Genomic DNA, 21,333 nt, shown 5'->3' on the forward strand with positions numbered 1-21,333 from the left:
GCCCGGTGGTGCACGCGATGGTGACGATCCGGCGCCCGGTCGCCTTATTGGTAGCCGTAGAATCCCTGGCCCGACTTGCGGCCCAGATCACCTGCGGCCACCATCCGGCTCAGCAGCTCCGGCGGGAAGAACTTGGGGTCGGCGGTGTCGGCATAGATATTGCTGGTGGCGTGGTGCAGGATGTCGACTCCGGTCAGATCGGCAGTGGCCAGCGGTCCCATCGCGTGACCGAAGCCCAGCTTGCATGCCGCGTCGATGTCCTCCGCACTGGCCACGCCCGATTCGTGCAACCGCACCGCCTCCATGACCAGGGCACTGATCAGACGCGTAGTCACGAATCCGGCAACGTCCCGGTTGACGACGACACACGTCTTCCCCGCGTCTTCGGCGAAGCCACGTGCCCGGTCGAGCGTTTCGTCGGACGTGTGCAGGCCACGAACGAGCTCGCAGAGCGCCATCATCGGCACCGGCGAGAAGAAGTGCGTCCCGACGACGGCTTCCGGCCGCCGCGTCGCTGCGGCGATCTTGGTGATCGGAAGCGCACTCGTGTTCGTCGCGAGCACCGCGTCGTCGGCGCCCAATCGGTCCAGCTCGGCAAATAGCTCCTGCTTGATGTCGAGCTGTTCGAAGACGGCCTCCACGACGATGTCGGCACCGGAGACGGCGTCGAGTTCGGTCGTCGTGTCGATACGGGCCAGGGCGTCCTCCCTGCCGGGCTCGGAGAGCACACCCTTGTCCCGTAGCTTGGCCGTGCTCTTCTCGATGGTGGACATCGCCCGGGTGAGCGCCTCGCTGTCGATGTCGCGCAGTACGACGTTCCATCCACCCTGCGCGGCGACCTGAGCGATGCCGGATCCCATCAGGCCGGCGCCGACGACCGCAACCGTTCTCGCCATGGCGTTCCGCCTCCTCGTTGTAGCTAGTCGTCGAAGCGGTCCGGGTCGGGTTCGCGCACGACCTCCGCGCCCAGCTCACCGAGCTGGCCGACGAAATTCGGATAGCCGCGGTCGATGTGCTGCACGGCAGAGACGAGCGTCTCGCCGGCGGACACCAGGCCCGCGAGGACCAGGCCGGCACCGGCGCGGATGTCGGTCGCGACGACCGGCGCACCGGACAACGATTCGCGCCCGCGCACGACGGCATGGTGACCGTCGATCCGCACCTCGGCTCCGAGCCGGACCAGCTCGTTGACGAACATGAACCGTGCCTCGTACACATTCTCGGTGATCATCGCCGTGCCGTCGGCCACGGCGTTCAAGGCGACGACCATCGGCTGCAGATCGGTGGGGAAACCCGGGTATGGCAGCGTGACAACGTCGATGGCGCGCGGGCGGTCCGACATGGCCACGCGCAAGCCGCCGTTGGCACCAGCTTCGATCTCCGCACCCGCGCGCGTGAGCTTGTCCAGCACGAGCTCGAGATGGTCGGCGCGGGCGTTCGTGACGGTGATGTCTCCCCTCGTCATCAACGCCGCCACCGCCCAGGTGCCGGCGACGATCCGGTCCGGCACCGTCACGTGATCCGCAGGTTCCAGCCGATCCACGCCCTCGACACGCAGCGTCGACGAGCCCACGCCATCGATGCGCGCGCCCATCTCGATGAGCATCTCGCACAGATCAACGATTTCGGGCTCGCGAGCCACGTTGTCGATCACGGTCTCGCCCCGGGCCAGCACGGCCGCCATGAGGATGTTCTCGGTGGCGCCGACACTGGGGAAATCAAGCCCGATGAGCGTGCCATGCAGGCCCCTTGGTGCCCGCGCGACGACGTAGCCGTGTTCGACGTCGACCTCGGCGCCGAGCCGCTGCAAGCCAGCGATGTGCATGTCCAGGCCGCGCGACCCGATGGCGTCACCACCCGGTAACGCGACGTCAGCCGCGCCGCATCGGGCGAGCAGCGGGCCGAGTACACAGATCGAGGCACGCAGCCGGCGCACGAGCTCGTACGGGGCCTCGTGCGCCACCTTGTCCGGGACGCCGATAGTGACGGTATTGTCGGCACGCGTGACGTCGGCACCCAACCGGCGGAGCAGTTCGGCCATGTAATGAACATCGGTGATCGCGGGAACGTCGCGCAGCGTGCTGTTTCCTTCGGCCAGAAGGGTGGACGCCATCAGCTTGAGTGCGCTGTTCTTCGCACCACTCACCCGGACGGAACCGCGCAGCGAGGCACCACCGGTCACTCGAAGTCGTTCCACTGCTATGTGTCTCCTGTTTCCACGGACCGCGAGCTCGGGCCGTCAACGGACGAGGTGGCCACCGGGCGGCGCGGCTTCGAGCCAGGCGAGAAACGCTGTGGACGCGGCGTCGGTCATCGACATCTCCACGCTGGTCGCTCCGACCGCGCAGCTGAGCACGACGTGACCGGCCGGCAGTTCGAAATCTTCCTCCGCATCCGGTGTGCGCCGATTGCTGACGACGAGCTCAGAACGCTCGAACGAACGTTTCGGCCGGGGCGCGAAGCTGAACGTCCGGAACCACTCCAGATATTCGCCCCGGTAACGCCCGATGCCGAAGACCCATCCGCCAGCCCAACCATGCTCGCTTCCGACCCGCATGCACATGTCGAATCCGCCCTCGCGCTGCAGGACACGGCGGCGAAGGTAGAGCACGACCAGCGAGGCTGCGACGACCACGGCGAGTATCGCCATGAACACCGCAACCCACGCAATCAGCGCCACCAATCACCCCCGATCCGTATCTAGGCGGCTAGCCTACGATGCACCAGCCACCTGCAGGCGGGCCTGTGCCCAACGTTGCGTTGCCTGATCGTCGCCAGCCTCCGACAGTGCAGCCTGCGCGCTGCTGACATCGATCTCCGAGGCCAGCTCGGCCATCTCGGCCAGCACTGCGACGTGGTCCTGGGAGACGGACAAGAAGCCGCCGTCGACCGCCGCGACGACCGCCTCCCCGTCCGTGGTGCGAACCGTCACCGGCCCGGGCACCAGCACGGCGAGCACCGGCTCGTGACCGGCCATGATGCCGATCTCGCCCTCGGTCGTCTTCGCGACGACGAGGGACGCGGCGCCGGACCATACCTGGCGATCGGCCGCTACCAGCTCGACGTTCAGCTCTCCCGCCACCTTCACATACCTTCCGTATACCTCGCTGCCATCGACATCGACGGCGATCGACCACACCGCACGCTGTCCGCGTGCTGGCTACCAGACTACGATGCCAGAGTTTGCGCCTTCTGCTCGGCATCCTCGATGTTGCCGACGAAGCTGAACGCCTGTTCTGGCAGGTGGTCATACTCACCCTTGCAGATCAGGTCGAAGGACTCCAGGGTCTCCTTCAACGGCACGAACGCTCCGGGCTGACCGGTGAATGCCTCCGCCATGAACATGTTCTGCGACAGGAAGCGCTGCAACCGGCGGGCGCGATTGACCGTGATCTTGTCTTCTTCGGAAAGCTCGTCAATACCGAGGATGGCGATGATGTCCTGGAGATCCTTGTACTTCTGCAAGATCTCCTTCACCCGGCTGGCGATCCGATAGTGCTCGTCGCCGATGATGGCCGGGTCCATGATGCGGCTGGACGAGTCGAGCGGGTCGACAGCAGGGTAGATACCAAGCTGCGAGATCGGGCGCGAGAGCACGGTCCGCGCATCAAGGTGGGCGAATGCGGTGTGTGGTGCGGGGTCCGTGATGTCGTCCGCCGGCACGTAGATGGCCTGCATCGACGTGATCGAATGTCCCCGCGTCGACGTGATGCGCTCCTGCAGCTCACCCATCTCGTCGGCCAGCGTCGGCTGGTAGCCCACCGCCGAAGGCATCCGGCCCAGCAGCGTGGAGACCTCCTGACCGGCCTGGGTGAACCGGAAGATGTTGTCGATGAACAGCAGCACGTCCTGCTTCTGCACATCGCGGAAGTACTCCGCCATGGTCAGCGCGGAGAGCGCCACCCGCATGCGGACACCCGGGGGCTCGTCCATCTGGCCGAAGACCAGGGCCGTGTCCTTCAAGACGTTGGCCTCGTCCATCTCCACCCAGAGGTCGTTTCCCTCGCGGGTTCGCTCGCCGACACCGGCGAACACCGACGTCCCGCCGAAGTTCCGCGCGACCCGGGTGATCATCTCCTGGATCAGCACCGTCTTGCCGACACCGGCGCCACCGAACAGCCCGATCTTTCCACCCTGAACGTACGGGGTGAGGAGGTCGAGCACCTTGATGCCGGTCTCCAGGATCTGGGTGCTGGCTTCGAGCTGATCCAGACCCGGCGGCTTGCGGTGAATGCCCCAGTAATCATCGGCGGTGATCTCGGATTCGTCCGTGTCCAGTGGCTTGCCAAGAACGTTGAACACATGGCCCTTGACGCCATTACCGACCGGGACCTTGATGGCGCCGCCGGTGTCGCGCACCGGCGCTCCACGGACCAATCCATCAGTGGGCTGCATCGAGATGGCCCGCACGAGCCCGTCACCGATGTGCTGTTCGACCTCGAGGGTCAGCGTGCGTTTCTCGCCGACCTCTTGCCCGAGTTCGACGTCGACCGTGAGCGCGTTGTAGATCTCCGGCATGTGACCATCGCCGAACTCGACGTCAACGGTCGGCCCGATCACCCGTACTACGCGACCGGTCGCTATCGCGGTGTCCTCAACAGTGGCAGTCATTTGTTCCTACTCGCTTCCTGCAGCGGCCAGCGCGTTCGCGCCACCGACGATCTCGCTGATCTCCTGGGTGATCTCCGCCTGGCGGGCCGCGTTGGCCTGCCGGGTAAGATCATCTTGCAACTCTCCAGCATTATCGGTCGCCGACTTCATCGCACGGCGCCGAGCCGCCCATTCCGACGCTGAAGCATCGAGCAACGTTGTGTACACAAGGTTACCCGCGTACTGGGGCAACAGTGCATCGAGTACTTCGTCGGGGGAAGGCTCGAACTCGTAGAGCGGCAGCGCCTCGTCCTCCGCTGGAGTCGGCGCCGGTTGCGAAGCCGCGGATGCGTCGTCGGCACCACCTGGCGAGCCGGCCTCCGCCTGATGCAACGGCTCCGGGACGTCCTCGACGACGATCGGGAACAGCCGCCGGGCGCGCACTTCCTGGCTGACCATGTTCTTGAAGTGCGTCGAGACGACGTGGATCTCGTCGACTCCGCCGTCTTCGGTCGGCGTGTTGATCGCTTCGAGAAGGTCGTCGGCGATTCGCCGGGCATCGGCGTAGGTGGGATTGCCCGTGAGGTCGACGTACTGGCCGTACATCTCGCGGCCCCGGAACCGGAACCAGTTCACGCCCTTCTTGCCCACCACGTACGGGTGGACCTCCTGCCCCTGCTCGTGCAGCAGTCCTCGCAGTGCCTCGGCCTGGCGGATCACGTTCGCCGAGTACGCGCCCGCGAACCCCCGATCCGAGGTGACGATCAAGACCGCGGACCGGACCGGCGTGCCGGTACCTTCCAGCAGGTGGTGGTCGAGCCGGGACCGCGAAGCCGCCGCTTCGAGCGCACGAACCAGCGCTTGCGAATACGGCTTCGCCGCGTCCGCGCGCTGCTGAGCCTTGACGATCCGCGAGGCGGCAATCAGTTCCTGGGCCTTTGTGATCTTCTTCGTGGACTCGATGGAACGGATCCGCCGCCGAAGCTCACGCAGCTCTGCACCCACTGGTCAGCACCTCCTCTCTCCGGCCGGCATCATCGCATCGTCTCTTTCACTCGATCCGCCTCTTCACTCCCTCGATCTGGGTCACGGCGAGGGCGCTCCGGTGTCTCCCTGCGGGCCGGCCGCCTTCTCCACGTCCTCCGCCGAGCGGGTGCGCCGGCGCAGCGTGACCTGGTCTTCATCTCCCTCTTCCATGGCCTTGACCGGTTCGTCCTTGATCAAGGGCTCTCCGGACGCGGTGATGAACTGCTGCTTGAACGCCGTGATGGCCTCTTCCAGCAGCGAGGTGTTCTCGTCCGACAGCTTGCCGGTACTGACGATGGCCTGGAGCACGGAGGAGTACTCACGGCTGAGGTAGTCGACGAACTCGGCTTCGAAACGGCGGACGTCCTCGACCGGTACCTCGTCGAGCTGTCCCGTCGTCCCGGCCCAGACCGTTGCCACCTGGTGCGCGACCGGGACGGGCGAACTCTGCGGCTGCTTGAGGATCTCTATCAGCCGCTCGCCGCGGTCGAGCTGCGCCCTGCTGGCCGGGTCGAGGTCGGAGGCGAACGCCGCGAAGGCAGCCAGCTCGTTGTACTGGGCCAGGTCGAGCCGCAGCGTCCCGGAGACGTTCTTCATCGCCTTGAGCTGCGCGTCACCACCCACACGCGAGACCGAGATTCCGACGTTGACCGCCGGGCGGATTCCCGAGTGGAACAGGTCCGTCTCCAGGAAGCACTGCCCATCGGTGATGGAAATGACGTTGGTGGGGATGTAGGCCGAGACGTCGTTGGCCTTCGTCTCGACAATCGGCAAGCCGGTCATCGAGCCGCCACCCATCTCGTCCGAAAGCTTGGCGCACCGCTCCAGCAAGCGGGAGTGCAGGTAGAACACATCGCCCGGGTATGCCTCACGTCCCGGCGGGCGGCGCAGCAGCAGCGAGACGGCGCGGTAGGCCTCGGCCTGCTTGGTCAGATCGTCGAAGACGACCAGCACGTGGTAGCCCTGATACATCCAGTGCTGGCCGATCGCCGAGCCAGTGTACGGCGACAGGTACTTGTAGCCTGCCGGATCCGATGCCGGTGCCGCGACGATCGTCGTGTACTCCAGTGCCCCGGCGTCTTGCAGCTCCTGGCGGACACCGGCGATCGTCGACCCCTTCTGCCCGGTCGCGACGTAGATGCAGCGCACCTGCTTCTTCGGATCGCCACTCTTCCAGTTCTCGACCTGGTTGAGGATCGTGTCGATCGCGATCGTCGTCTTCCCGGTCTGCCGGTCGCCGATGATCAGCTGTCGCTGGCCCCGGCCGATCGGCGTCATCGAGTCGATCGCCTTGATCCCGGTTTGCAGTGGCTCGTTCACGCTCTGCCGCTGGATGACCGAGGGCGCCTGCAATTCCAGGGCACGCCGCCCTTCGGACTCGATCTCGCCGAGCCCATCCAGCGGCTTGCCCAGCGGATCGATCGTGCGGCCGAGGAAGCCGTCACCGACCGGCACGGACAGCACCTCACCCGTGCGCCGGACTGTCTGCCCTTCCTCGATACCCGCGAACTCACCGAGCACCACGACGCCGATCTCGCGCACGTCGAGGTTCAGTGCCAGCCCGAGCGTGCCGTCTTCGAACTCCAGCAACTCGTTGGCCATCGCCGAGTGCAATCCCTCGACGTGAGCGATGCCGTCGCCGGCGTCCACAACCCGGCCGACCTCGGCACGCGAGGCCTCCGGCGCGTACGACTGGACGTGTCGCTCGATCGCGTCCCGGATCTCCTCCGGCCGGATCGTCAGCTCCGCCATCTTTGGTCCCTACTCTTTCGTCCTCGAACCCGTGGTTTGTTCTGCCTCACCGTCAATGGTGACGCCGGCTCTCCGTTCACGCGGAAAGCTGCCGCCGTATTTCCTCCAGCCGATGTGCCACGCTGCCGTCGATCACCTCGTCACCGACACGAACGACGACGCCACCGAGCACCTCCGGGTCGACCTCCACCTGCAGATCGACCTCGCGCTGGTAGATCCGCGCGAGCGCCGCGGTGAGCCGGGTCTCCTGATCCGGCCGCAACGGCGCGGCCACCCTGATTCTCGCCAGCAGCCGCTCGCGTCGGCGGGCGGACTGCTCGACCAGGGCATTCAGCGCGTCGCCGAGCTGTCGCCCACGCGGATGCTGCACGACCTGGTGTACCAGCATCACCGTGCGCTCGTCGGCCTTGCCGGCGAGCAAGCCATCCAACAGCTCGGCGTGTGCTGCCGAATCCCTCGTCGGGTCGGACAGCGCATGCCGCAGCTCGCCGTTGCTCGCGACGGTCCGATCCACCCGGAACAGCTCATCCTCGACCGCGTCTAGCCGCCCTTCCCGCTCGGCGACGATGAACACGGCCTCGAATCCGAGTGCCTCGATCGCATCGACGAGATCCCGTCCGCTGGTCCAGCGCCTCCCGACCACATCGGTGACCACATCGAGTGTGGCCGAGGCCACCTTGCCCTCGAAGACCGACCGAGCCAGCGCCACCCGCGCGGCAGGCTCGCTGCCGGAATCGGACAAGGCGTTGCGCAGCACCGACGAGGCCGCCACGCCATTCGCGACGGCCATCAGTTCGGCCGCCATGTCCAAGCTCACCGGGGTGTCCCCCTGCGCGAGCGCGACACGTGCCGCCTCGAACGAGTTCCGGCTCGACCCCAGCATCAGCGCTGCTCCTGTCCGCCGCCCGCGGCCTCAAGCTCATCGATGAAACGATCGACGGTCGCGCTGACCCGCTCACGATCCAGGGTCTCACCGACGATCTTCTCCGCGAGTTCGGTGGCCAACCGCCCGATGTCCCCGGACAACGCCGTACGCACTCGCTCGGCCTCCGCCGTGAGCTGCATCTCGGCCCGCTCGTTCACGGCGGCTGCCGCCTCCTGAGCCTCCGAACGTGCCTCGGTCACGATGGATTCTCGTTCGGCCTGCGCGTCCGCACGGATGCGGGCAGCTTCCGAACGTGCCTCGGCGAGTTGCTCGCGGTACTGCTCCAGCAGTGCACGAGCCTCGTTCCGCTCGACCTCGGCCTGTTCCAGCTTCTTCTCGATGCCCTCGGACCGTGCCTCGAGCGCCGTCTTCATCCTGGGCAGGACATACTTCCAGAAGATCCCGAAGAGTGCGATGAACATCACCGCACTCCAGAAGATGTCGTACCAGGGCGGGATGAAGATATCTATGCCCTCTGGCACGTCGCCCTCAGCTGCGTGAACCATGTCGATACTCACGTGAACAGGAAGCCCGCCACGATACCGAGCAGGGCGAGAGCCTCGACCAGCGCGATACCGATGAACATGTTGGTCCTCAGGACCCCGGTGGCTTCGGGCTGGCGCGCCATACCTTCGAGTGCCTTACCGATCAGGATTCCCAGGCCGATACCCGGGCCGATGGCGGCGAGGCCGTAGCCGATGGCATTGACGTTTCCCTCAACCTGAGCAAGAAGCTCCACGGTGTTTCCTTTCTTCTCTTCGAACGTCCGGACGGCGCCCGGACGCCGGGTTGACGTCAGTGGTGCTCACTCTCCGCACCGGCGATGTACAACGCGGTGAGAAGGGTGAAGATATAAGCCTGCAAAAGTGCGATCAGTATCTCGAACGCCGTGATGAAGAAACCCATCGCCGCGGCGCCCAAACCGAAGGGTTTCAGGAACCATTCGGCATCCAGCAGCAGATATGTCGCTCCCGAGAAGAACAGCACGAGCATCAGGTGCCCGGCCATCATGTTCGCAAGCAGACGGATCGTCAGTGTGACCGGCCGCAGGATGAACGTGGAGAGAAATTCGATGGGCGTCAGCAGCACGTAAACCGGCTTCGGCACACCGGGCGGAAACAGGTTCGTCTTCAGGTACGGGACGAACCCGTGTTTGCGAATCCCCGCGATATTGAAAGTGAGCCAGGCGACGATGGCGAACATCAGGGGAATGGCGACGACGCTCGTGCCCGCCAAGTTCAAGAAGGGCACAAGGCCAGCCAAGTTCATGGCCAGGATGAAGAAGAACAAGGTGGCCAGATACGGCAAGTAGCGCCGTCCCGAAACACCCATGATCATATCGATGATCTGGGTCTGCACGAACTGCACGGCCAATTCACCGAGGTTCTGCACACCTCGCGGAACGATCTTTGGGTTGCGGAACGCCACGATGAAGAACGACGCGACCGCCACCGTCATGATCAGCTGGATCAGATTCACACGGGTGAATTCGAAGAGCGTGCCTTCGAACATGATCGCCGGTGGGAAGAAGTCGGCCAGCGACGGAGCGTGGAAGCCGTCGTCCTCAGCGGCGATGGTAACCGTCGTCGTGAGTGTGCTCAGGGTCTTCTCCGTTTGGATCAGGGCCCGGGGCAGCTTCCCGGCCGTAGCGTATATAGATGATGTAACCCGACAACACGAAACCGATGACGATGCCGATCGGCAGTCCGAACGACACGCCAGCGATTTCGTCCACCCCAAAGCCGATCAGCCCATACAGGGCGGGCCCGGCGATCAGGGTGCCCATGATGTGCCAGACGATCGACTCCCCACCGTGCGGAGTGTGTGTCCGGGCGCTCATGGATCGCTCCGACCATACCAAGCCATACACATCGCCCCGTCACACACCCCTGGCCCCTCCGGTGGAGAGGGCATCCGATCCGGCTGCTTCCTCCGCCGCTTCGGCCCGTGGGGCTACTTCCACGTACGGCACGCGGCTTCGCAGCAACACGATCACTTCGGCGGCGAGCCAGCCGGTCACGCCGACGACGAAAGCGATGAAGAAAGCTGTCCGGTGGAAGAATCCGGCGTCGCGGAGGACCGCCATGATCGCGAGCAGTCCACCCATTTTGACCACCCATGCGGCCATGACCACGCCGACGAAGGGTGCGTTGTCGAGCCGTGCGGCAAGCATGCCGGTCAACACCGTAATACCGAAGAACACGGCGGGCACGGCCAGCCCGACAAGGATTCCGAGACCGATATCACGCCCGCCCGCCAGCCATCCCACGACGGTGGCGACGGGCAGCAGCACGGCCAGGCCGCCGCCGGTGACGGCCAGCACGTGACGCATGGGGCGGATGAACGACGACGTCCCCGGCCGCGGCGAGGCGGCCGCTGAGCTCGACTCCGGCGCTGGCGTAGGCATCGTATCGGACACGAGCCTACAGCCTACGTGGTCTGGCTCCGCCCGTCACGGGCGAGGTAGGGACACGGACGCGGCCCGCGATCAGGCGTCACCGTCAGCCCCGGCCGACGCCGGCGTGCGCTGGAGCAATCGGCGTGGACGGCGCATGGTGAAGGCGAGCAGGGCCAGAATTGCGATACCCAGCAGCGCGTACGTCGTCCAGCCGCCCACGAGGGCGATGGTGACTACGCCACCGGACACGAGTGCCGCCCAGACCCACATGATCATAACCGCACGCCGCACAGAGTGACCGACTTGCAACAGACGGTGATGAAGGTGCTGCTTGTCCGGCGCGAACGGCGAGCGGCCCGCACGTGTGCGCCGCACCACTGCCATGAGCATGTCGAGAAACGGCAACGCGATCACCGCCGCGGGCAACACCAACGGCAGCAAGGTGAGCAGAAAACTCGACTCCTCGACGTCCTGGCTCGCCGATCGCCCGGTCAACGTGATGGATCCGGCGGCAAGCAACAGGCCGAGCAGCATCGCACCCGAATCGCCCATGAACACGCGGGCCGGATGGATGTTGTACGGCAAGAACCCCGCGCAGACGCCCATCAGGACCACCGCGGTGAGGGCCGGAGTGGTCATCCGGGTCTCGCCACCCTCCACGGCCAGCAGATAGGCATACGAGAAAAACGCCGCGGCTCCAATGCCGACGACGCCCGCCGCCAGGCCGTCGAGACCATCAACGAAGTTGACGGCATTGATCGCCCCGACAACCAAGATCACTGTCAGGATGGCCCGCTGTGCGGGATCGAGAGTGAACACGCCGTTCGGCAACGGCAACCACAGCAACTCCACACCCTGGACCACGAGCAAGCCCGCAGCGAGGAGCTGGCCAGCGAACTTCGCCAGCGCCGACAGATCCCAGATGTCGTCGGCCGCACCCAGCACACAGATGACGATCACCGCGGTGATCAGTGCCTGGGCATCCGTGGACTCGGCGAACACGGCGCGCATTCGCGGGAGATAGCTCGCCACCAGCATGGCGCCCAGGACACCGGCGAGCATGGCCAAGCCACCGAGCCGCGGGATCGGGTCGTGATGCACATCGCGATCCCGGGTGGGTGGCACGGCACCGACCCAGTGCGCTATCCGCCCGCACAGCCCCACCATCAGATACGTGATGGAAGCGGCGACGAAGAAGGTCAGCAGGTACTCTCGCACCGCACAACAGCGCCTTTCAACCGCATAGAGCCATCACACCGATGTCTCGCTCCATCGTCGTACCGGCCAGCTCCCGGCGGACATCACGCGCGAACCACACGTCGTGCCCCTAGCCCGGCGCCGTCTCGTCGCCGGAACTCCCGGCAGCGGGCCCGACATCGTTCTCGTTCTCGTCCGCAGCCGCTCGCTCCGCTTCGCGCCGGGCTCGCGCCTCCTCCTCGGTTTCTTCCGGACCAGCGGGCGCGCCCGGCTCGTCGTCAGGCCCGACAATCTCCGGAACGACGGAGCGCAGCTCGTCCAGACCGATCGCGCCGAGGCGCACCACCGTCGGCACGTCACCGGTCACGTCGACGATGGTGGAGGGCGTGTCCGACACGGTGGGACCCGCCTCCAGATACACCGCGACCGCATCACCCAGCTGTTCCCGGGCCTGCCCAGCTGAGGTAGATGGCGGGTTCCCGGAGAGATTGGCGCTGCTCACACCCATGGGCCCGGTCTTTTGCAGTACCTCCAGCGCGACATCGTGTTCGGGCATCCGGACGACGACGGTCCCGCCGGTGTCGCCGAGATTCCAGTCCAGCGACGGCTGCTCGTGACACAGCAGGCTCAGACCACCCGGCCAGAAGACCGCCGCCAGCGCCTCGGCCGCCTCGTTCGTCACGGCAACGGCTGTGAACGCCTCAGTCGTGCCGACCAGGACGGGCACCGGCATGTCCGGTCCACGGCCCTTCGCATCGAGCAGCTTGGCGATGGCGTCGGGAGTGAATGCGTCCGCACCGATGCCATACACGGTGTCCGTCGGGAGAACGACGAGCCGGCCCGCGCGCACCGCCCGGACGGCCACGCTGATACCCCGCGTGCGTTTCGTGTCGTCCTTGCAGTCATAAAGCAGTGCCACGTCGAGTATTTAACCACCAGCGACGTCTCGGACGTTCAGCGCCATCACCCGCCGTCACCCGCAGCCCACGCCAGGCGGGCCGTCACGTAACGCGGACGCCCGTTCAGGTCCAGGTGGTCGGCGATATCGGCCCAGCGTCCCGTATCGGTGAACAGCTCAACCGCCGGCTCGCCTTGCGTGTCGCCATGCTCGGCCACCACCACTCCTCCCGGACGGAGCAGCCGTGCCGCCGCCGATTCGAGCACGCGCAGGGCGTCCAGCCCGTCGTCCCCGGCCCACAGCGCGACCGGTGGATCGTGCTCGGCCACTTCGGGATCTCGGATGCCGGCTCCCACGGGCACGTATGGCGGGTTCGCCACGACCACGTCGACCGTTCCGAGCAGCATCGACATGCTCCGATCGCAGACTCCGCCGACGTCGTCACGGTGGACCACCACCGAGGCTCCGTATGCGTTGCGACGCAGCCACGCGATGGCGTCGTCGTCGGACTCGACAGCGTGCACCACGCATGGCCGCACCTCGTGGGCGGCCGAGATCGCGATGGCTCCCGAGCCGGCATACATGTCGACGACGACGGGCACCCCACCGCTGTCGACGATCGCGCGCGCGGCATCGATCGCCGCGCCTGCTGTCAGCTCGGTTTCCGGGCGGGGGATGAAGACGCCGGGCCCGACGCTGAGCGTGAGCTGGCGAAAGTGTGCCGTTCCGGTGATGTGCTGCAGCGGCTCTCGCTTGGCGCGGCGGGCGACGAGCTCGGAATAGCTGTCAGCGGCCTCCTGCGATGCGTCGTGCCGCGCCAGCCGCACCGCCAGCTCCGGACGGTCGATGCCCAGGGCGTGCGCAGCCAGCATCTCAGCATCGTGCCGTGGAGACGGCACGCCGGCCTCGGCGAGTTGCCGGGCCGCCGCCTCGACGCGTTCGCGAAGCGACGTCGAAGCCGTCATCGTCGCCTCTCCTCGCGCCCGGCAAGCATCGCGGCCTCACCCCTCACCCGCGGCATCGGACGACCCGATCCGGGCGTCGGTGTCCGCGTCCACCAGCGCCTGGATCACCGCTTCGAGTTCCCCTTCCAGCACCATGTCCAGATTGTGCGCCTTGAAACCGATGCGATGGTCATTGATCCGGTTCTCCGGGAAGTTGTACGTGCGGACGCGTTCCGAACGGTCAACCGTGCGGACCTGGCTACGCCGCGCGTCCGCGGCCTCTCGCTCGGCCTCCTCCTGCGCTGCGGCGAGGAGCCGGGCACGCAGCCTGCGAAGAGCCTGTTCCTTGTTCTGCAGCTGGCTCTTCTCATTCTGGCAGGAGACCACGATACCGCTGGGCAGGTGGGTGATACGTACTGCCGAGTCGGTGGTGTTGACGCTCTGCCCGCCCGGTCCAGAGGAACGGAACACGTCGATTCGCAGATCGTTCGTGTTGATCTCGACCTCTGTCTCGTCTTCGACATCGGGCAGCACCAGTACGCCGGCAGCCGAGGTGTGAATCCGTCCCTGGCTCTCCGTCACCGGTACCCGCTGCACCCGGTGCACGCCACCTTCGAACTTCAACCGGGCATACGGCGCCATTCCCGGTTCCGGCGTGCCGCGGGCCTTGACGGCCAGCGTGACGTCCTTGTATCCACCCAGATCCGATTCCTCGGAGTCGAGAATCTCGGTGCTCCAGCCAACCCGCTCGGCATACTTCATGTACATCCGCAGCAGATCACCAGCGAACAGTGCCGATTCCTCGCCACCGGCACCGGCCTTGATCTCCACGATCGCGTCCCGGCCGTCGTGCGGATCGCGTGGCAGCAACAGCACGCGCAGCTGGTCGGCCAGCTGGTCCGCGCGCGCTTCGAGCTCGTCGGCCTCGGCGACGAACGCGGAGTCGTCCGATGCCAGCTCCAGCGCCGCACGCCGATCCGCGTGCGCCTGCTGCCATGCCCGGTACGTCTTGATCACCGGCGTCAACTCGGCGTACCGGCGGCTGAGCCGCTTGGCCTGGCCCTGGTCGGCATGCACGGCGGGGTCGGCGAGCCGATGTTCGAGATCCTCGAACTCGGCCTCGAGCGCCTGGACGCCCTCGAACATTGCCCGTTCCTTTCTCACCTGCAGGCCACCGGCTCGCCTGGCATCACTCGCTCGCCTCCGATCGCGGCGCGCCGCCCAGGTAGCCACCTGGGCGGCACCGGGCCGCACAACGACAATGCGGGCGCACGCGCCACGCGGCGTGCGCCCGCACCGGCATGTCGCCGGGCCATCCGGGACACGCCCGACGTCGAGCTACTTCGAGCCGGAGGACCGCCTCTTGCCATAGCGAGACTCGAACCGGGCGACGCGGCCTCCGGTATCGAGGATCTTCTGCTTGCCCGTGTAGAACGGATGGCACTTCGAGCACACGTCAGCGTGGATCGCGCCGTTCTCGGCCGTGCTACGCGTGGTAAAGGTGTTGCCACAGGTACAGGTGACCGTCGTCTCGACGTACGACGGATGGATGTCGCTCTTCATGGGAATTCACTCCTGGATCTCTTCTGGTGCCGGGTCGATGGGTCCTGACCGCCACACCGTGAACCGGCACCACCGATCTAGTATTCCACCCCTGCTCACCATCACCAAACGCACCCGGACGCCCCGACGGCCAGGACGTCGGGGCGTCACGGCGTGGCGGGGGTGAAAACCGCTAGTCTTCGTCCTTCGAGCCGTTTCCACCGACGGTGGGCATGTTCTTCTGGACCGTCATGAGGAACTCGGCGTTGCTCTTCGTCCCCTTCAACCGGTCCAGCAAGAGCTCCACGGCCTGCTGCGAATCGAGCGCCGACAACACACGGCGTAGCTGCCAGATGATCCTGAGCTCTTCCTTCGACACGAGGATCTCCTCGCGCCTCGTGCCCGACGCGTCGACGTCGATGGCCGGGAAGATCCGCTTGTCGGCGAGATCGCGGCGCAGCCGGAGTTCCATGTTCCCGGTGCCCTTGAACTCCTCGAAGATGACCTCGTCCATCTTGGAGCCGGTCTCGATCAGCGCCGTGGCGAGGATGGTCAGCGAACCACCGTCCTCGATGTTTCGAGCCGCACCGAAGAACTTCTTCGGCGGGTACAGCGCGCTGGAGTCCACACCACCGGAGAGGATGCGCCCGCTGGCGGGCGCCGAGAGGTTGTAGGCCCGGCTCAACCGGGTGATGCCGTCGAGCAGGATGACGACATCGTGACCCAGCTCGACGAGACGCTTCGCCCGCTCGATGGCGAGCTCGGCCACCGTGGTGTGGTCGTCGGCGGGGCGGTCGAACGTCGAGGAGATAACCTCGCCCTTGACCGAGCGCTGGAAGTCCGTGACCTCCTCGGGCCGCTCGTCGACGAGAACCACCATGAGGTGGCATTCCGGGTTGTTCGCGGTGATCGCATGGCAGATCGACTGCATGATCATCGTCTTACCGGCCTTCGGCGGCGAGACGATGAGGCCGCGCTGCCCCTTGCCGATCGGGCCAACCAGATCGATGACCCGGGTCGAGAGCTGGCCAGGATCGGTTTCCATGCGCAGCCGATCCTGTGGATACAGCGGCACGAGCTTGGAGAAGTCCGAACGCTGCTTGCCCGTCTCCGGATCGGCACCGTTGATAGTGTCCACCCGGACCAACGCATTGAACTTCTGCTGCTTCTCGCCTTCGCGAGGCTGCCGGACCGCGCCGGTGATCGCATCGCCCTTGCGCAAACCGTACCGGCGAACCATCGCCAGCGACACGTACACGTCGTTGGGACCGGGCAGGTATCCGGACGTGCGGACGAACGCGTAGTTGTCGAGGACGTCGAGGATACCGGCGATCGGAATCAGGACGTCGTCGTCGAGAATCTGCGGCTCGTCGGGGCGATCACGGCTGCGGCGGTCGCGCCCACCGCGCCCGCGGTCCCGGCGCCGCCGACGCCGACCGCTCTGATCGTCGTCATCGTCGGGCCGGCCACCACCTTGCTGGCGGCGGTTGTCGTCGCCCTCGCCCCGCCGGCTGTCCTGCCGATCGTCCTGGCGGTTGTCTTGCCGGTTCTCCTGGCGGTTGTCTTGCCGGTTGTCCTGGCGCCGATTGTCGTCGCCCTCGCCTCGCCGGCTGTCCTGGCGGTTGTCTTGCCGGTTGTCCCGCCGGTTCTCCTGACGGTTGTCCCGCCGGTTCTCCTGGCGATTGTCCTGCTTGCGGCCCTGGTCGCGATCACCCGACCGCTCGGGCGCCGACGCATCGTCGCCGGTGCGATTCCGCTCGCGCGTGCCCTGGCCACTGTCGGACGGGGAGCCGTCGCGCGATGCGCCGCTCTCGTCCCGCGACGTGGCGGCCCCGCTCGCGTCGCCCGTCTGCTGCGCATCGTCGTGACCAGCCGGCGCCGATTGAGCCCGGCCAGCCCGCCGTGGTCCGCGCCGAGCCGCCTGTCCAGCCGCGCCACCGTCCGACTCGCCGGCGGACTCCTGCGTCGCGGAATCCGCTCCCTCCGCCTGCGATGCGGCGGACTGCGTGGACGTGGTGGCCGACCGCGGCGCCGGGCCGTCGGTCTGAGCGGCCTTGATGGCGTCGATCAGCTGCGCCTTGCGCATTCGGCCAGAACCCTTGATGCCCAGCTGGCTCGCTACCTGCTGGAGCTCTGCGAGCACCATGCCCTCGAGACCAGGGGCACGACGACGCTGCCGCTTGGCCTGAGCAGATTCTTCTGCCGATTGTTCAGTCTGGGGATCCAGCGCCTCGGAGACGCCGGGAATTTCGGTGTTTGTCACTCAGGGTCCTTCCCTGGGCCAGCACCGGCTCCGTCTGTCATGCCGGTGCGCCTAACACCTCGAGGGCTCCACCCTCGAGGACGTGTGATCATGCACGATGACACTGGTGGTCAACCTCGTTTTGGAACTTAGCGCTCGTAAGCCCTGGAAGAGGGTTCTCAGATCCACGGCTCACTGCAGAGATTCCGCTACGCCATGGTTTAACCGACCAAACAGTGCGTCGGTGCTGTATGAGCGTAGCACGAATTGGGCACTGAGACCCAGACCAGACCCCCCGGGGCACGAATCACGACGTGTCGGCTGGTCGTGAGCCCAGCATATCGTCTGCCCGTGTTTCTATCGTGGCGCCTGCATGCTCGACCGTCAAGGTCGACACGTGCCACCCCGCCCCCAGCTCACGCACGCGCCCCTCATCCTCGTCTCTGGCGAGCACCAGCACCGACGGGCCGGCGCCGGAGACGACCGCGGCGAGCCCATGACGGCGCATGGTGCGCACCAACGCCAGGGTCTCCGGCATCGCCGGCTCACGGTATGCCTGGTGAAGACGGTCCTCGGTGGCGTCGAGCAGGAGCTCCGGCCGATCCGTGAGAGCATCGACGAGCAGGGCCGCGCGCCCCGCATTGTGTACGGCATCGGCGTGTGGCACCGACGCCGGAAGAAGCCCCCGGGCAGTCTCGGTGGCCAACGACGTCGATGGCACGCACACCATGGGCCGGACATCTGGATGAACGTCCCTGCGGGTGGCGCGCGCCATGCCCGCGTCGTCGATCCACGCGATCGTGAGACCTCCGAACAGACACGGTGCGACGTTGTCGGGATGGCCCTCGAGACGATTGGCCAGCTGCAACACGGCGTCGTCGGTGATCTCACCGCCGGCCAGCTCGCGGGCGGCGAGCACTCCGGCGACGATCGCGGCCGCCGACGAACCCAGCCCGCGGCCGTGCGGTATCACGTTGTGACAGTGCACATCGAGCATCGACGGCTGCTTGCCGAATTCGGCGAGCGCGCTCAGCACCGACCGTGCGACCAGATGGTTCTCGTCCCGGGGCACGTCATCCGCGCCGTTCCCGGCAACGGACACGCGTACCAGCGGGGAACGCGGTTCCGCGCCGGTACGCGTGTCCGCCGCGACGTCGACAACGTCGTACATGCCCAAGGCCAGGCCCAGCGCATCGAAACCAGGGCCGATGTTGGCGGCCGTGGCCGGAACCCGAACCCGTACCGCTCGTGTCACCGCGTCAGACCGAGCGCTTCGGCCGCGTCGTCCGCATCGGCCGCCACCGGATACGGGCGAATCTCGCCGTAGAAGGAGCTGGCGGTGTCGACATCCTTCAGGCCGTGGCCCGTGACCGTGACGACCACGCGCCGGGCCGGGTCGAGCCGACCGTGCTGGGCGTAGTGCAACAGGCCCGCCACGCCGGCAGCGGATGCAGGCTCGACGAACAGTCCCTCACGCCCGGACAGTTCCTGCTGTGCGGCGAGGATCTGCTCGTCGGTGACCATGTCGATCAGGCCACCGGATTCGTCGCGCGCCTGCACGGCGCTCTCCCACGAGGCCGGGCTGCCGATGCGGATCGCACTGGCCACGGTGTCCGGCATCTCGACCGGAGCACCGTGCACCAGCGGCGCCGCTCCGGCAGCTTGAAATCCCCACATCATCGGAAGGCGCGTGCTCATGCCGTCGGCGCCGTACTCCCGGTAACCCATCCAGTAGGCCGAGATATTCCCGGCGTTACCGACCGGCAAGACGTGAATGTCCGGAGCATCCCCGAGATCGTCGACGATCTCGAAAGCCGCAGTCTTCTGCCCGGCCAGCCGATACGGGTTGACCGAGTTGACCAGCGCCACCGGGTAGGTCTCGGCGAGCTCTCGGGCGAGGCGGAGGCAGTCGTCGAAGTTGCCGTCAACCGAGGCGATGATCCCGCCGTGCACGACCGCCTGTGCCAGCTTCGGCCCGGCGATCTTCCCGTCCGGAACCAGCACGATCGGCCGCATGCCAGCACGAACCGCATAGGCCGAGGCCGACGCGCTGGTGTTGCCGGTCGAGGCGCAGACGACGGCTTCCGCGCCCTCTTCGGCAGCCTTGGACACGGCGACCGTCATGCCGCGATCCTTGAACGAGCCCGTCGGGTTGACGCCTTCCACCTTCAAGTGGACGTCACATCCGGTCTGGGCGGACAACCACGGCGACGGCACCAACGGCGTGCCGCCTTCGCGCAGCGTCACCACGGGCGTGCCGGCAGACACCGGCAGCCGATCTCGATACTCGTCGATCACCCCGCGCCACAGCCGGGTACGGGGCACGGCTTCCACCATTCCATCGGTCACGGCACCATTATTCACGGCGCCGTCGGACACCGTCATTCGCCCTCGACACGCATCACCGACATGACGTCACGCACCGTCGCGAGGTCCGTCAGCCCGCGCACCGTCGCCGAGAGGGCGTCGTCAGTGGCCTGGTGGGTGACGACGACGAGTTCGGCGTCGCCGGAATCCTCGGTTCGCTGGCGTACGGTCTCGATCGACACGCCTTGTTCGGCGAACACGGCCGCCACCGCGGCGAGCACGCCCGGGCGGTCGGCCACGTCGAGACTGATGTGATAGCGCGTGACCGTCTCGCCCGTCGGCCGTACCGGCCGCTCCGCATACCAGGAGCCTCCCGGGCCGGTCACGCCACCGAGCCGGTTGCGTGCGACGGTCACCACGTCACCCAGCACGGCGCTGGCCGTCGGGGCTCCCCCGGCTCCCGGACCGTAGAACATGAGCTGACCGGCGTACTCGGCCTCGACGAAAACGGCGTTGTAGGCGCCGCGCACACCCGCAAGCGGGTGCTCGCGCGGGATCATCGCCGGGTGCACGCGCACGCCGACGGCGTCGCCTTCCGGAGCGAGCTCGCAGATCGCGAGCAGTTTCACGACCGAACCCATCGCCTTGGCACTGGCGACATCCGATGCCGTCACGCCACTCATGCCTTCACGGTGAACATCGGCCAGCGTGACCGGAGAATGAAAGGCGATGCCGGCGAGGATCGCCGCCTTGGCGGCCGCGTCGTATCCCTCGACGTCCGTCGTGGGATCGGCCTCGGCGTAGCCCAGCGCCTGCGCCTCTTCGAGGGCCTCGGCGAAGCCGGCGCCATGCGTGTCCATCTGATCGAGGATGTAGTTGGTGGTGCCGTTCACGATGCCGAGCACCCGGTTGACGTGGTCTCCGACGAGCGACTCGCGCAGGGGCCGCAACAGCGGGATCGCCCCGGCGACGGCGGCTTCGTAATACAGATCCACGTCATGCTTCTCGGCGGCAGCGTGCAGGGCGAAACCGTCGTCGGCAAGCAGCGCCTTGTTCGCCGTCACCACCGACTTGCCCTGCTCCATCGCCGTGAGGATCAGGCTGCGCGCCGGATCGATACCGCCGATCACCTCGACGACGGCGTCCACGTCGTCGCGGCTGACCAGCTCCACCGCATCGGTAGTGAACAACGTGGGGTCGACGCCCGTGTCCGAACGGTCCCGGTCGAGCCGGCGCACGGCAATGCCCGCGAGCTCGAGCCGCGCACCCACACGAGCGGCGAGGTCGTCCGCATGCTCGACCATCTGGCGCGCGATCTCCGAGCCGACCACTCCACAGCCGAGGAGCGCCACCCTGAGCGTGTTCATCTACCTCCTCCTTCGTGCGGTGTCACCGCCTCACCCGGCACCCCGCCCGTGGCTCGGCGGCGGCACAACGGCCCTTCCAGTGTGGGCACGCAGCGAAGGATATGGCGCAAGCCGTCCATGATGCGAGACATCCGTCTTGCCATGT

Annotated in this window: 22 protein-coding genes; all 22 read right to left on the reverse strand. The window is 66.7% G+C overall.

Annotation, left to right across the window (positions count from 1 at the left end; translation table 11 throughout):
- Positions 1-44: 44 nt before the first annotated feature.
- Complete coding sequence (locus tag DPM12_RS10005; protein WP_112258172.1) at positions 45-896, reverse strand: 3-hydroxyacyl-CoA dehydrogenase family protein; 852 nt, start codon at positions 894-896, stop codon at positions 45-47.
- A 23-nt stretch (positions 897-919) separates the two neighbouring features.
- On the reverse strand, positions 920-2,197 hold the full coding sequence (murA, locus tag DPM12_RS10010; RefSeq protein ID WP_112258173.1) for a UDP-N-acetylglucosamine 1-carboxyvinyltransferase: 1,278 nt from the start codon (positions 2,195-2,197) through the stop codon (positions 920-922).
- A 42-nt stretch (positions 2,198-2,239) separates the two neighbouring features.
- Positions 2,240-2,680 (reverse strand): DUF2550 domain-containing protein, encoded by a 441-nt coding sequence (locus DPM12_RS10015; RefSeq protein ID WP_211658761.1) that lies wholly within the window; start codon positions 2,678-2,680, stop codon positions 2,240-2,242.
- Between the two features lie 33 nt (positions 2,681-2,713).
- The gene (locus DPM12_RS10020) at positions 2,714-3,082 is read right to left on the reverse strand and encodes a F0F1 ATP synthase subunit epsilon (RefSeq protein ID WP_112258257.1); all 369 of its coding nucleotides are present in this window, start codon (positions 3,080-3,082) and stop codon (positions 2,714-2,716) included.
- An 86-nt stretch (positions 3,083-3,168) separates the two neighbouring features.
- Positions 3,169-4,611, reverse strand: a complete 1,443-nt coding sequence (atpD, locus tag DPM12_RS10025) for a F0F1 ATP synthase subunit beta (protein WP_112258174.1) — start codon at positions 4,609-4,611, stop codon at positions 3,169-3,171.
- A gap of 6 nt (positions 4,612-4,617) precedes the next feature.
- Positions 4,618-5,595 (reverse strand): F0F1 ATP synthase subunit gamma, encoded by a 978-nt coding sequence (locus tag DPM12_RS10030; RefSeq protein ID WP_112258175.1) that lies wholly within the window; start codon positions 5,593-5,595, stop codon positions 4,618-4,620.
- 81 nt (positions 5,596-5,676) lie between these two features.
- A complete protein-coding gene (gene atpA, locus DPM12_RS10035) occupies positions 5,677-7,368 on the reverse strand; it encodes a F0F1 ATP synthase subunit alpha (protein ID WP_112258176.1) in 1,692 nt (563 codons plus the stop codon).
- 76 nt (positions 7,369-7,444) lie between these two features.
- Entirely contained in the window at positions 7,445-8,251 is an 807-nt protein-coding gene (locus DPM12_RS10040) for a F0F1 ATP synthase subunit delta (RefSeq protein ID WP_112258177.1), read from the reverse strand.
- Complete coding sequence (locus DPM12_RS10045; RefSeq protein WP_211658762.1) at positions 8,251-8,811, reverse strand: F0F1 ATP synthase subunit B; 561 nt, start codon at positions 8,809-8,811, stop codon at positions 8,251-8,253. The genes DPM12_RS10040 and DPM12_RS10045 overlap by 1 nt, the downstream gene beginning before the upstream one ends.
- Complete coding sequence (gene atpE, locus DPM12_RS10050; RefSeq protein WP_112258178.1) at positions 8,808-9,032, reverse strand: F0F1 ATP synthase subunit C; 225 nt, start codon at positions 9,030-9,032, stop codon at positions 8,808-8,810. Before atpE ends, DPM12_RS10045 begins: the two co-directional genes overlap by 4 nt.
- Positions 9,033-9,088: 56 nt before the next feature.
- Positions 9,089-9,805, reverse strand: a complete 717-nt coding sequence (gene atpB, locus DPM12_RS10055; RefSeq protein ID WP_245951242.1) for a F0F1 ATP synthase subunit A — start codon at positions 9,803-9,805, stop codon at positions 9,089-9,091.
- A gap of 52 nt (positions 9,806-9,857) precedes the next feature.
- Positions 9,858-10,133, reverse strand: a complete 276-nt coding sequence (locus tag DPM12_RS23425) for a DUF2207 domain-containing protein (protein WP_164465262.1) — start codon at positions 10,131-10,133, stop codon at positions 9,858-9,860.
- A 39-nt stretch (positions 10,134-10,172) separates the two neighbouring features.
- Positions 10,173-10,712 carry a Cg1360 family ATP-synthase-associated protein gene (locus DPM12_RS10060; RefSeq protein ID WP_158542843.1) on the reverse strand — a complete coding sequence of 180 codons (540 nt, stop codon included), beginning with the start codon at positions 10,710-10,712 and terminating at the stop codon, positions 10,173-10,175.
- A 69-nt stretch (positions 10,713-10,781) separates the two neighbouring features.
- Complete coding sequence (locus tag DPM12_RS10065) at positions 10,782-11,909, reverse strand: MraY family glycosyltransferase (RefSeq protein WP_112258180.1); 1,128 nt, start codon at positions 11,907-11,909, stop codon at positions 10,782-10,784.
- A gap of 109 nt (positions 11,910-12,018) precedes the next feature.
- Entirely contained in the window at positions 12,019-12,807 is a 789-nt protein-coding gene (locus DPM12_RS10070) for an L-threonylcarbamoyladenylate synthase (protein WP_112258181.1), read from the reverse strand.
- A 44-nt stretch (positions 12,808-12,851) separates the two neighbouring features.
- Positions 12,852-13,751, reverse strand: a complete 900-nt coding sequence (prmC, locus tag DPM12_RS10075; protein WP_112258182.1) for a peptide chain release factor N(5)-glutamine methyltransferase — start codon at positions 13,749-13,751, stop codon at positions 12,852-12,854.
- 36 nt (positions 13,752-13,787) lie between these two features.
- Entirely contained in the window at positions 13,788-14,876 is a 1,089-nt protein-coding gene (gene prfA, locus DPM12_RS10080; RefSeq protein ID WP_112258183.1) for a peptide chain release factor 1, read from the reverse strand.
- Positions 14,877-15,068: 192 nt separating this feature from the next.
- Complete coding sequence (gene rpmE / locus DPM12_RS10085) at positions 15,069-15,293, reverse strand: 50S ribosomal protein L31 (protein WP_112258184.1); 225 nt, start codon at positions 15,291-15,293, stop codon at positions 15,069-15,071.
- 172 nt (positions 15,294-15,465) lie between these two features.
- Complete coding sequence (gene rho / locus DPM12_RS10090; protein ID WP_342778770.1) at positions 15,466-17,499, reverse strand: transcription termination factor Rho; 2,034 nt, start codon at positions 17,497-17,499, stop codon at positions 15,466-15,468.
- Positions 17,500-17,821: 322 nt separating this feature from the next.
- The gene (gene thrB, locus DPM12_RS10095; protein WP_112258186.1) at positions 17,822-18,769 is read right to left on the reverse strand and encodes a homoserine kinase; all 948 of its coding nucleotides are present in this window, start codon (positions 18,767-18,769) and stop codon (positions 17,822-17,824) included.
- On the reverse strand, positions 18,766-19,851 hold the full coding sequence (gene thrC / locus DPM12_RS10100; protein WP_112258260.1) for a threonine synthase: 1,086 nt from the start codon (positions 19,849-19,851) through the stop codon (positions 18,766-18,768). The genes thrB and thrC overlap by 4 nt, the downstream gene beginning before the upstream one ends.
- Before the next feature lie 44 nt (positions 19,852-19,895).
- Entirely contained in the window at positions 19,896-21,188 is a 1,293-nt protein-coding gene (locus DPM12_RS10105) for a homoserine dehydrogenase (RefSeq protein WP_112258187.1), read from the reverse strand.
- Positions 21,189-21,333 lie beyond the last annotated feature (145 nt).

It is taken from the genome of Phytoactinopolyspora halophila, assembly GCF_003287285.1.
GTDB lineage: Bacteria > Actinomycetota > Actinomycetes > Jiangellales > Jiangellaceae > Phytoactinopolyspora_A > Phytoactinopolyspora_A halophila.